This is a genomic window from Methylobacillus glycogenes JCM 2850 (assembly GCF_000617925.1).
GTDB lineage: Bacteria > Pseudomonadota > Gammaproteobacteria > Burkholderiales > Methylophilaceae > Methylobacillus > Methylobacillus glycogenes.
This window is the reverse complement of record NZ_BAMT01000002.1, coordinates 1-13211: the sequence shown is the minus strand read 5'-3', so window position 1 is coordinate 13211 and position 13211 is coordinate 1. Positions and strand designations below refer to the sequence as shown.

Below are 13211 nucleotides of genomic sequence, written 5' to 3'. Positions count from 1 at the left end.
GCATCATGCAATAAAGAAGTACACACCTGCCAGTTTTACCGATAAACGGTGACATGTCACTGACAAACGGTCAGCCAGCCCCGCTTTGCAGTAGTGCCAGGCACTTATGTTAAAATCAACTCTTTGCATTCAAACACCATGCGTCCCTGCCTCCTGATTTTGCTTAGTTGCCTGATACTGGCCGCATGCGGCACCAAGGGTGATCTCTATATCCCGGAAAGACAGTACCCCCAGGATCAACCATCCGCTGAGTCGCAATCCAACCAATCCCAGCAAAAGCAGCCCGCTTCAAGCAGGCAAACGCCGGTTCAAACCAAACAACTCGATTGATCGTCTACCCGTGAATTCATTCCAGCTTAAAAATGGCAACCTGCATGCCGAAGATGTTTCCCTGACCCGCATTGCCGAGGAATTCGGCACCCCTTGCTACGTCTACTCCAAGGCAGCCCTTGAGTCCGCCTATACGCGCTTTGCAGCGGGGTTTGCTGGACGTGACCATCTGGTGTGCTTTGCGGTGAAATCCAACCCCAGCCTGGCTGTGCTCAATACCTTTGCGCGCCTGGGGGCAGGTTTTGATATCGTCTCTGGCGGTGAACTCGCACGCGTGCTGGCAGCAGGGGGTAACCCGGCAAAAGTGGTATTTTCCGGCGTAGGCAAGACAGCCGCCGAAATGGAGGCCGCATTACAGGCAGGCATTTTCTGCTTTAACGTCGAATCCGCCAGCGAGCTGGAGCGCCTGAATGAAGTTGCAGGCCGCCTGGGCAAGATCGCGCCAGTGTCGCTGCGCGTCAATCCCAATGTAGACGCCAAGACCCACCCTTACATCTCCACTGGCCTCAAGAACAACAAGTTTGGCGTGGCTTATGAAGATGCTTTCAGCTTATATCAGCGTGCAGCCAGCCTGGACAACATCAAGGTGCATGGCGTCGATTGCCATATAGGCTCGCAACTCACAGAGCTGTCACCCTTCCTTGACGCCTTTGATCGCGTGCTGGCCTTGGTGGATCAGCTAGAAGCCGAAGGCATTGCCATAGAACATATTGATCTGGGTGGTGGCATAGGCATCTGCTACAGCGATGAAACTCCCCCTGATTTCTCAGCCTACGCTGCGGCGGTGCTGGAAAAACTGGGTGAGCGTGCGGTCAAGCTAGTGTTCGAGCCAGGTCGTGCGTTGGTAGGCAACGCAGGCACGCTGCTAACCAAGGTTGAATACCTCAAGCACACCGAGGCCAAGAATTTCGCCATTGTTGATGCAGCCATGAACGACCTGATGCGCCCTGCGCTGTACGACGCTTACCACGACATAGTGGCCGTGAACCCGGCTACAGATACCCCGGCGCAGGTGTATGAGATTGTTGGCCCAGTATGCGAAAGTGGCGATTTCCTCGGCCATGATCGTGAACTCGCGCTCAAGCAGGGAGATTTGCTGGCAGTCTTGTCCGCAGGTGCTTACGGCATGAGCATGAGCTCAAACTACAATACCCGCCCACGCGCTGCCGAGGTCATGGTATTTGGTGACAAGTATCAACTGGTACGCCAGCGTGAAACCATCTCCCAGCTATTCGCACTTGAGCAAATTCTGGGCTAAACTTCATATTCAAATACCAATAAGCGGAGACTTAAATGCGCCTGATTCTTGCCATTTTCCTGCCATGGGTGCAGTTTTTCACCATAGGTCGGCCAATTGCCGGCATCATCTGCCTGATTCTGCAATTGACTATCATAGGCTGGTTGCCTGCGGCCATCTGGTCGGTATACGCCTTGAGCGAATACAAGACCGATCAGAAAATCCAGCGCGCCTTGCAAAAATAGCGCTGCCGCTTTTGCAGAAATAAAGCCGCAGTTTCAAGTATGAAAAAAGCCAATGTTTACACATTGGCTTTTTTATTTTCGTCGCGGGCAATAGCGACCTCAACAGCAGCCTGAATAGCGGCTTGCAGCTAGGCTGATCGCAACAGCTTTTCCTTGGGGCCATCAGCCACCATTTTGCCACCATCCAGCGCAATAATGCGCTGCACCGCACTCATCATAGCCGCACTATGGCTGATCATGATCAGGTTGCCATCACCCACCACTTGCGGCAGGCGTTGTGCCAGCAGGCTTTCGCCTTCAGGGTCCAGGCCCAGGCTGGGCTCATCCAGCAGCAAGATACGGCTGGCTTGCGCAAAAGTCCGAGCCAACGCCACCTTCTGCCGCTGCCCGCCAGAGAGGTTGCTGCCACGGTCAGCAATCGCCATGGTCAGGGTCAGCCTGCCCTGTTTCAGTTCTTCTTCCAGCCCTGAGGCCCACAGTGCCTGTTGCATGCGTTCACTGTTGGATTTGCTGCCTGCCAGCAACAGATTGGCTTCCAAGGTGCCCGCAAACAGCACCGGGTCTTGCGGCTTATAGGCCATCCAGCGCGCGCGGTCTGCGGGGGAAATGGCATGCAGTTCGTAGCCATCAATCAGCACTTCGCCTTCATCAGCGATGTTCAATCCAGCAATCAGTTTAAGCAGCGTGCTCTTGCCTGCGCCTGGTCTGCCCAGCAGGCCTATTTTTTCACCAGCAGCGATATTGAGGCTAATACTGTCCAGCGCGGCAGGCCTATCAGGGTAGCGCTTGCTCAGGCGTAGCAGGGTGATATCGCCCCTGGCCTCGGGCTTGGCTACCTTGAACGAAGCATGAGGCGCACTTTGCTCTATGTCTTCACTGACCCCTTGCGCCGCCTTGCCAGACTCCAGCAGATGATCCATGCGCCCGGCAGCACGGGCAAAATCTTCCCACTTGCCCAGCACCAGATAGAGCGAAGTCACCAGCATCATGGCGCGCGCTGCCAGCAGTGAACAGGCAATCAAGCCGCCCACCGACAATAGCCGCGCTTCTATCAGATAAGCGCCCAGAGTCAGCACCGCTACCGTGGTAAAGGTCATCATGCCTGCGGATAAAGTATTGCTGTGGCTGGCCGAGAGACGGCGTGCGGCTTCCAGCTCGCTGACCTGATCAGACTGACTGCGCCAGCCCTTGAGCAAGGCTTCCACGCCTGGCACGGTACGCACGATTTCCATGCCTTGCAGCACTTCGCCTATATAAGCCATGCGTTGGGTAGAGGTTTTCTCGGCATCGCGGTTAAGGCGCAAGGTCTGGCGTTGCAGCATATAGCCTATGCCCGCATAGAACAGGGTTAGTATCCCGACCAAAATCATGATGGGCCAGGCAATCACGCCTATCACCAGCATATAAAGCAAATAGAAAGGCAGATCGGCAATCGCCAGTAGATAGGTGGAGGAGATAAAGTTGAGCGCGTTGGTGAGGTCGCGGTAATGCGCCAGGAAAGTGGCCATGCCGCCAGTCGGCGTATCCCTGTCCGCCAGCAGCTTGTGCCACAAGCCTTCATCGGTGCGGCGTGCCATATCGGCCGCGACCTTTTCCACGGTCCAGTTACGCGTGATGCGCATGCCTACATCCAGCGCAATAAAAATCGCCATGCCTATGACCAGCGCCCACAAGGTCTCAAACACGCCGTTGCTGACGATTTTGTCGTAGACCAGCATGGAGAACAGCGGCAGTAATATCTGGCCGCTGTTGATCAACAGGCTGGCAAAACTGACCTCAAACCACTGTTGACGCAATAACTGCCATAGCGTGGCAAAACCAATGGCCGGACTCGCTTTTTGTTGCATCAAGCGGCCGTGGTCCAGTTCACTGCGGCCAGTGCCTGATTGCTGGCGTTGTAGATGGTATAAATACCTTCAGCGGTGATATTGCTGGGTGAAACCACGTTATTGCTGGCATCCCTGACCTGTTCACCGGAGTTCAGTGTGAAGGTCAATACGTCCCCGCCAGCACCACCATCGTGCACCAAACGCAGGGGTTGGCTTGAAGAGCCCAACACACTCTTGATGCTATTGGCATCCACAGAGAGTGTGGTGGTGACGTTATCCTTGATATTAATAATGTCGATATTGGTCACCTTGGCATAACCCGGCGCTTCCGAGCCTGTAGGCGCAAAGGTCGAAAGCTGATACAGCTCGTTGGGCCTGAAGCCTGTCAGAATCAAGGTATCAACCCCAGAGTCCCCATTGATGCTGGTAAAACGGTTCTGGGTGTAATTGGCAGTGCCATTGGCCAATTCATCAACCGAGGCGTAAATGGTGTCATTGCCAGCGCCGCCACTGACTGTATCGCGGCCTTGGGTGGCGTAGATAATGTCATTACCATCGCCACCTTGCATCAGGTCATTGCCAGCCCCACCATCCAGAGTGTCAGCCCCGGCACCACCGATCAAGGTGTCATTGCCATCACCGCCAAGCAGTGAGTCATTGCCATTACCGCCGTCAAGATAATCATTGCCCAAACCACCGATCAAGGTGTCATTACCATCCCCACCAAACAGGCTGTCATTCCCGGCACCACCATCAATGTAGTCATTACCCAGACCGCCTTCTATGCGGTTATTCTGACCATCGCCAACAATCGTGTCGTTAAAATCAGTGCCTATCAAGTGGCGGATATCCACCAGATAACTGGTGCCCAGCGTGCCGCCATAATTGGTGCTCACAGAAGCCGCTACTTTGGTGGTACTGAAATCAGCGGTATGGCTGACACTGATGGTGCTGGTAGTGCCAAGATTAATGTTCACGGCCGCCGAAGCGTGCAGGAAAGTGGCGGTATTTTCACCCGCGCCGCCTATCAGGGTATCGTTGCCACCCATGCCTTCCATAGTGTCATTACCACCCAGACCTTCAATCAGGTTATTGAGCTGGTCACCATAGAGGGCGTCGTTGAACCCCGAGCCACGCAGATTGTTGATATTGCTGATGACATCACCCTGCGCCTCACCACTGATGCCCTGCTGCCCTGCAGCACCCACCCCAGCCACCGCTGCAGTGGTCAGCTTGACGACTACCCCGCCTGCTGCATTTTCGTAGCTGGCAGTATCAGTACCCAGACCACCATCTATGGTGTCTGCACCAGCACCGCCTTCCAGGATATTGTCAGTATCACTGCCGATCAGCACATCTGCGCCATTGGCAGTACGCAAATTCTCGATTCCGGTCACACGGCCAGAAACACCATTCACCACGCCCGTGGCGAGGTTGGCATTCACCACATTATTCACCACGTTATAGAACAGGCTATCCACGCCGGAACCACCATCCACGGTTGAAGCGGCATTGCCGACCATGATGTAGTCATTGCCTGCACCCGAAGACACTGTGTTGATGCCACTGCCAGCATAGATGCTGTCATTGTTGGCACCCGTGGTGATATTGTTGTTGCCGTTACCTACGGAGACACGGTTAAAGCCATCACCTGCGTTGATCGTGTTATTGCCGCTGCCCGCCTCGATAACATCATTGCCTATGCCCGAGGTGATGGTGCTGTTGCCACCGCCCACACCAACATAGTTGTTACCATTGCCAGCCGCTATCGTGTGATTGCCACTGCCTGAGGCCACGATGGTGTCATTGCCGGAGCCTGCAGTAATGTTGTACACAGCCGTGCTGCTGCTGTTACCAGCAGTGATGGTGTTAATCCCATCCCGCGCATTGATGTTACTGTTGAAATTGCCTACCGTGATGGTGTCATTGCCAGTGGCTGAGCCATTGATATTCTGGATACGGATCAGCACGTCGGCACCGCTACCACCACTGATCTGCGTTTCTACTGTTGGGTCGGCAATATTGATGGCCACGCCATTCGCGCCAGCATGGAGGTAATCCACGGTATTGCTGCCTGCACCGCCATCAATCCGATTGACCGCAGCACTCGCAAAGATGGTGTCATTACCACTTCCGGTGGTGATGTTCTCTATGCTGGTCAACACATTGGCCAAGCCGTTGGCTTCACCCGTCTGCAGATTGGCGACAATGTTGGAAGTAATGCTGCTGTTGTAGATCACGGTATCTACACCCAGACCACCATTGATAGTGCCTGGATAGCGCCACTGGCAGTATCCAGGCTAGGGGCAACTGACACCCTGAAGGTGTCATTATTGTCTGTGCCCACCAGGTTTTCTATGCTGCGCAAAGTGACGTTGCCGCTGGTGCTGGTAGCTGTGCCATTGCCGCTGGCATCCAGCGTGACATCAACCGAGGCCAGCCCGGCGAAACTCGCGGTATCTACACCGTTGCCACCCTCCAGCGTATCAGCACCGCCATTACCAGTCAGAGTGTCATTGCCATCGCCGCCACGCAGCAGGTTGGCGCGTGCATTACCGCTGAAATTGTCATCGCCAGCACCACCATAGATGTGCTGGATATCATTAAAGGTATCCGTGGCAATGGTGTTGCCGCCTTGTACCACAGTGCCTGTACACTGTTGTTGACGCCTATACTGGCAGTGGCATTCTGCCCTGCGGTCATGCCTTCATAGCTCAGCGTGTTGACGCCGTCTGTGGTGCCACTGTTGGTATCACCGTAGATGGTGTTATTACCCAAGCCACCTTGTATGGTGTCGTGACCAGTACCGCCATACAGCGTGTCATTGCCATCACCACCGAGAATGGAGTCGCGCCCGGCGCCACCTTCCACCAGGTCATCGCCATTGCCAGCATCAATGATATAACCCACACCATTGGAAGGCAGAATCAGCACAGACTCACCATTCTTGGTGGCTGTGTAATCATCCACGGTCACGGCATCACGGTAGCTGAAGTAGAAATCCTTGCTCAGCTCAAAAGTCACGGCACTGACCTGGCCTTTGATCAGGGCGACGATAGTGAAATCGGAAGCGCTGCCACCTATATCAAACAGCACTTTAAGATCTATGCCGTAAGTACCATCCGGCTGCAACACCAGGGCGCTGGGGTTGATAGTCCATAGCGTACCGCCACTACCACTGACAGAAGACACACCTGAGCCGCTGAGACTGAAACCAGGCGGCAAGGCTTGACCAGGGGCTGGGGTAAATTGCAGCGTAATCTCGGTGACACCAGTAAAGCCATTGGTACTGAGGTAGAAATTCTTGTTCCATACCTGGTTAGCATCACTGGAGAACAAAGGATTCAACGTAATGTTGTCATTGCCTGCGGTGCCATTGATTCTTTCAATAGCTGCCTGGCTTGCAGCACTGCGTGCCTCGGCATTTTCTGCCGCCGTGCCACTGGGGTCACGTGCGCCTGTAGGCAAATCGTTGGTAAATGCCTGCCCGGTTTTGTATTGCGAAGCGGTATACAGCCCACCAAAAATCTCGGGCTGAGCAATATTCAAACCTTCAGGTGTTTCAACGCGGTTACCCAGACGGAACACCGCTGGCTGATCCACGCGTGGCGGAATAATCGCATCGATAAACTCGCCGCTGTTATTGCCACGGCCATTGATACTGCCGCGTTGAATCTGGTTGGCAGAGGCCGATTGCGGCAAGGATGGCGCTTGGGGCAAAGGCGCAGCTGGTGCGGCGGGCGCGGCGTTCTGGTTGTTGAAAGCCATGAACAGCGCAGCGTAATCAATTTCATCAGGCTGCAGCTCGGTCAAGCGGGTATCGATATTCTCGCTGATGATGCGCAGATTGCCAGCATCAGCAGCATCAACAGTGCCAACCTGTTTGAACAGTTCGGTCAGGTTGGTGTTGAAGCTATCGCCGAATTGCACCTTGGGTGCATCGGCTTCCAGCGCATCCAGTGCGCCGTTGGGGATGATGATGTAGCTGCCATCGGCAAAGCCCAGCACCAGGTCAACGTCAGCGACATCAACCGATTTCAGCGCACCATGGCCTTCCGTCAGTTTGATAATGCCGTCCGCATCTGCATGTACACGCGTCACATTGGTCACGTGGTTCTGCTTGGCACTGGGGCCATTGCGTTGTTCGGTCACTGCGGGTTGGGTAATTGCCATGATGCTACTCCTTGCTCTGATTTGCCGGAACCAGACCCGGCAGTCTCAAGCTGGCGGCCAGGGCCGCCGCTTTGATTAAGCTAAAACCTAGCGCTTTGCCTTTGCTTCTTCCAGCAGCGCTTCCATTACCGCGCGCTGCTCGGCAGGTGAGAACCTGTCCATCATTTCGGTGATATTGGTACGCAACTCCATGGAGTCATCTGTCATACGCGTCATCATGTCACTCATGCGCGAGAGATCACTACCCTGGCGCGTGGTGGCCTGAATCAAGCCTGTGAAATGATCATTCAACTGGCTCAACATATCGGCGTTGCCGCGCTCCATCAGGTTAAGAATGGTGCCCAGCTGACGGCCCACACGTTGCAGTTCACCACGGAATTGTGAAACCGATTCATTGTGGTCGGCCATGGCGCGCATCATTTCACTACGTTGCTTGCTGAAGTTATCCAGCTCAGCTTGCAGCGCTCTATCTTGCAAACGTGAGGATTCACTCAGGCGCTCTTCAATACGGCGCAGCACGCGGATTTCTTCAGTGGCAATTTCACGGCGGAACTTGAGTTCTGCCGGGTCCATACCCGCGGCAAAGCCAGAGCCTGTGCTGCCACCTTCCAGCACCACACCTTCAATCACGCCATCGCCAGCGACCAGAGTGCCGCCTTCGCTAACTGTCTTGGCATTGGCCACACGCGACAATGCCTGCTCAATATGTTGCGCCACTTCGGAGCCCAGGAGCGAAAGCACTTCCTGGTTACAGCGGCGTACTGCCACCATCATGAAACCGAGGATGATGGAACCCAGCAGACCGAACAGCGAGGCCGAGAAGGCAATGCCCATGGAGCGCATAGGCGCACGCATACGCGCCACCATGTCGCGGAACACTTCAACCGGGCTATCCACCGCCAGGTTGACGGTGGCAAAGCTGGAGATCAGTTGCGCAATGTCATCCAGAGTAGCCAGCAAACCGATAAAGGTACCCAACAGGCCCAGACCTACCAGCAAGCTGGTGAGGAACTGGGGCAAGGCATTGCGATTGGTCAGCCTGCGGCCTGCGCTATTGAGTTCAGCATCAATCGCCACTTGCTCCTGGTGGGCAATGCCACGGCCAGTAGATGTCGCCATCATGCGCAGCACATAGGCAATATCGCCTTCGTAGTTTTGCGCCCTGTCCTGCAACTGAGCTGGGCCTTCACCCGCCTGCACAGCGGTGGTGAAATCATCCAGCTTCTCGGCTTCCTTCAGCATGCGTCGCACGTTGAGCATGATGAGGATGCCGCCTATCAGGGTGATGGCGAAGATCGCATAATTAATCTGCGGATGAGGATTCTCAACCAGGGTCTTGATGATGGCGTTGTGGTAGATGGCGGCACCAAGCAACAGCAGCACAAATGGCAACGCCGCGTAAAAGTAATAGATTCTCAGTCGTTTCAGCATGTGGAACTTACCTTTAGCAATTGATTCTTAACTAACTTTTGAGCTAGCTTTTTAACTAACTTTTATCTTGGATCGCGGAAAACACGATCCCCAAAACGCATCATCGGTGACAGTAGATAGGACAACACTGTGCGCTTGCCCACTACAATATCCGCCGTTACCGACATCCCTGGCGAGATCGGTCCGGCCGATTTGGCCATCCTGACTTCGCTAACACTGCCTACATCTACCCGCACGCGGTAGTAATAGCCTTCACGTTCATCAAACAGCGTATCTGCGCTGACTTCGGTCACCTTGCCCGGCAAGGCACCATAAGTGGCGTAATCAAAAGCGCCTATGCGTACCCGCGCTGGCAAGCCCGAGCGCAGGTTGGCTCTGTCATCCGGCTTGGAGCGTGTTTCCACCACTATGTGTTCATCCTCTGGGGTGATTTCCAGCAGCGGTTCACCCGGCCTAATCACACCACCCACGGTAGAAAGCATCATGCGATTCACAAAACCCGCCATGGGCGCACGCACTACATTTCTATCCAATCTGTCCACACCAGTCTCAAACTCAAGACTGGAGCGCTGCAACTCTGCACGCACATCGGTCAACTGCGCGGTGGCATCGGCACGGAAGCGCGCCCATAACTCACTCACCCGCGATTCAATTTCCGATTGCGCCGCCTTCAACCTCGGCAGCGCCGCCTCGGCTTCGCGCAACTGCGATTCCAGCCTTTGCAAACGCCCTTCAACATCCAGCAGTTCCATCTTGGAGGCTGCGCCATTCTGGTTCAGCCCCTCAATCAAATGATGTTGACGCCTGGCCAACTCAATTTCATTCACCAAATTCTTGCGCCGCGTTTCGATCTCGGCAATTTCGCCACGGCGCTGTGCACTCTGGTCACGCAGCACGCGTGACTCTTCATTGACACTGGACACCCGGGCTTGCAGCGCTGCAGATTCCACCTGCATGACCTCGGCATCATTCAAATCGGCAGGAAAAGCAATCGCCGTCTTGCCTCTGGCTTCTGCCAGCAAGCGCGCCTCGCGGCCACGCAAGGCATCGCGTTTGGTACGTTCCTGCCCGAGGTCAGAGCGTGCCTTGATATCCGACAACTCAATCAGCGGCTGGCCTGCCTTTACCACTTCGCCTTCTTGCACCAGGATGGTCCGCACTATGCCGCCTTCCAGATGCTGCACTATCTGCGCCTTACCTGCCGGGACCACACGGCCGACGGTACGTACTATCAAATCCACCCTGGCCAGCGAGGCCCAGGTCAACAGGGCCGCCACCGCCAGCACGCTGATCAGCACAAAGGCCCGCGTCGGTGTCATTCTTTGCCATGCAGCACGCAGCATGCGACTCAAGGCTTGCGCGTAACTGGTACTACCGATACCAGTGAGCTATCCGAACGCGCGTTGCCATCCTGTACGGAAACATTGATACGATCAGCAGGCAGCTTCATTTCTATCAGCAAATTACGTACGGCCATGGCGCGGTAGAAGGCCAGACGACGCGCTTCGGTAAAGCCAGGCGGCACGGTCACTTCCAAGGTCACACCGCCACTGTCGACAATAGGCTGCAGCGGGCCACGTAAACCAGAGGCTTCATCGGTGGAAATCGTGATGGCGTCATCAACAAAGTCGATCACCAGACCACCCTGCGTGCCTTGTATGGTCATGTCTGGCTCATCCGCACGTATGGTGGCTATCACCACGCGGCGTGGGCTGTTGCGGCCTACGGACTTATCGAATTGACCACCAGTCTTATCCAGCTGGCCTGCGGACTTCTCACCCTGCAATGCCACTACCTGCTCGCGCAGACGGCGGGCTTCTTCGTCCTTGCCCTTGAGTGCCGCGAGTTGTTTCTGCAAGGCCTCAACCTGCTGGCGCAGGCGTGCCGCATCATCATCGGAAACATGGGAAGTAGGCTCTACTGCCTGCATATCCGAAGGTGTGAGTTGGGAAACCTGAAGCTGTTGCTCATTAGGGGGTGCCACTGGTGTTTCAGCGGTGACATGCTTGCGCCCAAGCTCCATGGCAAAGATGAACACGGCGATGGTCATGATGACGACCACAAAGAGCAGGTTCAGCACCAGATTGCTGACTGCATCTACATAGCCAGGCCAGAATATGCCCGCGTCATCCTGTTCGTTATCTATCTGCATGCAGACCTCTCGACTTATCTTGCACTATGGCGTCGGCAGCGGCGCTACCAGGCCATCATCTTGCGGTAACGGTGTCACCACTGGTTCATCCGAGCCGCTGGTATTGTTCAAAGATGCAGGGCCGAAGCCTGGGCCTTTACCTGCCACCATGGTCGCGGGCTGGGATTGACCCAGCAAACGATTGATCTGCGACAAGGCGTCGATTTCCTGTGCGTGCAGCGTCACCAGACGGGTACGTGCCTGATATTGCCTGTCATAGACATCCAGCAGATCGAGCAAGGACTGATTGCCTGCCAGCATCTTCTCGGACATGGCATTGGCAGCAGAGGTGATCGCGTTCAATTCGCGGTAACCCGCCAGCAACTGCTCACGTGAGGATTCCAGAATGGCGTACTGTGAAATCATGGCCTGGCTGATACGCCGTTGCAGGTCATCCAGACGGTAACGTGACTCTTCGATGCGTGAGATCTTTTCCTTGGTCAGGTAGTAATCACCACCACCATTGATCAGGTTCCAGTTCATCACCAGCATGAAGCGCTTGTCATCCTGCTCACCCACGCGGCCACCGGCATTGTCAGTGGTCAGGCGTGACAGCTCCAGATCCAGGCGCGGAGCATAACGGCTGCGCGCCACATTCTGGTCTATCTCGGAAGCACGCAGCTCCTGGCGCAGCGAGGCAATATCAGGGCTATTGCTCATGGCAATCTTGATGGCTTCTGAAGCCGAGGCCGGGATATTGCCCATGTCTTCGCGCTCAGGCAGGCGTATGTTCTGCGGCGCAACATTGGTCAAACGCAGAAACTCGATGCTGGCAGCGGCATGGGCAGCTTCCTGCTGGGTACGTGCAGAACGCGCAGCCAGGCTGCGAGCGCGCACACGCTCTCTATCAGCCGAGCTGGAGGCACCAGCTGTTGCGCGCTTGTCTATATAGGTGAAAAGCTCATTGAGCTGGTTTTCATAACCCAGCGACAGATCCGCCGACAAACGGCTCGTGGTCAGGCCGAGATAGGCATTGACGGTAGACAGCCAGGCATCACCCTGAACCCCACGGCGCGATTCTTCACGTGAGCTGATAACGGCTTGCCTGCGCTTCCAGTCATAAATACTGGATAAATCGACAATCGGTTGACGCAGGGTAATGGAACGATCAGTACGGGTATGTGTGGACTCGTCTAGGCGGCCACCCGTGCGCACATCAATGGCGGAGGAAGGATTGGAAATTTCCCTACCCTTGCCATAGCGCACAGAAAGATTGGGCAGCAACAAGGCTCTTGCCTGCTTGGACTGGGCTTCGGCCTGATTCACACGCTCATCGGCCACGTGCACATCGCGGCTGAACTCAAGTGCCGCATCGGTAGAGCCACGGATATCTATGGTATCTACCGTGGTCGCTGGCACCTGACCAACTCGCGTTTGCTCAGCGTATTCGCTGCTCAGGTATTCGTTATGGACTTCGTTGCCTACGGCAACTGGTATGGTGCTAACACCAAACAGGCGCGATAGCTGCAACTGGCTGACATCAGCCACGGATTGCGGCTGGTTTGAAAAATCCAGATCCAGCGGCTGCAAGCCTATGGGCGAAATATTCAATTTGGCAGCCTGCTGCGGTGCAGCTTGTGGCTGAGTCGCTTGCTTGGCCACAGGCGCTGGTGCAACCACGGCTGCAGGGGCTGCGCTCGCCGCAGGCTTGGCCAATTGCTCAGGCGTGCTGGGCGCTATCACCAGCTGAGGCTGTTTCAAGCCCTGCTCGGTCGCTCGCACCGCCTCACCCGCAGCATTGGCTGCTGCCGTGGCCGCGGTCGCTGCGGCGGTCG

General features: G+C 55.5%; 11 protein-coding genes. 3 read left to right on the top strand and 8 right to left on the bottom strand.

All coding sequences use genetic code 11. The features are described from left to right. The first annotated feature begins 138 nt into the window (after nt 1-138). From lptM to JCM2850_RS03865, 3 genes are read left to right on the top strand one after another with little or no spacing between them, the layout of a single operon-like run. Nucleotides 139-330, top strand: a complete 192-nt coding sequence (lptM, locus tag JCM2850_RS03875) for an LPS translocon maturation chaperone LptM (protein ID WP_025869898.1) — start codon at nt 139-141, stop codon at nt 328-330. Nucleotides 331-340: 10 nt separating this feature from the next. Next, nucleotides 341-1588 carry a diaminopimelate decarboxylase gene (lysA, locus tag JCM2850_RS03870; protein ID WP_025869896.1) on the top strand — a complete coding sequence of 416 codons (1248 nt, stop codon included), beginning with the start codon at nt 341-343 and terminating at the stop codon, nt 1586-1588. Nucleotides 1589-1623: 35 nt separating this feature from the next. Further along, on the top strand, nt 1624-1812 hold the full coding sequence (locus tag JCM2850_RS03865; protein ID WP_025869894.1) for a YqaE/Pmp3 family membrane protein: 189 nt from the start codon (nt 1624-1626) through the stop codon (nt 1810-1812). Between the two features lie 128 nt (nt 1813-1940). Here JCM2850_RS03865 and JCM2850_RS03860 read toward each other — a convergent pair whose 3' ends face one another. From JCM2850_RS03860 to JCM2850_RS03825, 8 genes are all read right to left on the bottom strand, one after another. Beyond that, nucleotides 1941-3659, bottom strand: a complete 1719-nt coding sequence (locus JCM2850_RS03860; RefSeq protein ID WP_025869893.1) for a peptidase domain-containing ABC transporter — start codon at nt 3657-3659, stop codon at nt 1941-1943. After that, a complete protein-coding gene (locus JCM2850_RS23605) occupies nt 3659-5881 on the bottom strand; it encodes a calcium-binding protein (RefSeq protein ID WP_025869891.1) in 2223 nt (740 codons plus the stop codon). The genes JCM2850_RS03860 and JCM2850_RS23605 overlap by 1 nt, the downstream gene beginning before the upstream one ends. A 5-nt stretch (nt 5882-5886) precedes the next feature. After that, on the bottom strand, nt 5887-6150 hold the full coding sequence (locus tag JCM2850_RS22355; protein ID WP_234406117.1) for a hypothetical protein: 264 nt from the start codon (nt 6148-6150) through the stop codon (nt 5887-5889). Then, nucleotides 6147-7814 (bottom strand): calcium-binding protein, encoded by a 1668-nt coding sequence (locus JCM2850_RS03845; protein WP_025869887.1) that lies wholly within the window; start codon nt 7812-7814, stop codon nt 6147-6149. The genes JCM2850_RS22355 and JCM2850_RS03845 overlap by 4 nt, the downstream gene beginning before the upstream one ends. 87 nt (nt 7815-7901) lie before the next feature. Then, nucleotides 7902-9245, bottom strand: a complete 1344-nt coding sequence (locus tag JCM2850_RS03840; RefSeq protein WP_025869885.1) for a hypothetical protein — start codon at nt 9243-9245, stop codon at nt 7902-7904. 62 nt (nt 9246-9307) lie between these two features. Then, a complete protein-coding gene (locus JCM2850_RS03835; protein ID WP_025869883.1) occupies nt 9308-10588 on the bottom strand; it encodes an HlyD family type I secretion periplasmic adaptor subunit in 1281 nt (426 codons plus the stop codon). A 5-nt stretch (nt 10589-10593) separates the two neighbouring features. Beyond that, nucleotides 10594-11397, bottom strand: a complete 804-nt coding sequence (locus tag JCM2850_RS03830) for a hypothetical protein (protein ID WP_025869881.1) — start codon at nt 11395-11397, stop codon at nt 10594-10596. 24 nt (nt 11398-11421) lie between these two features. Continuing rightward, a partial coding sequence (locus tag JCM2850_RS03825; RefSeq protein WP_025869879.1) for a TolC family protein occupies nt 11422-13211 on the bottom strand: 1790 nt, incomplete at its 5' end.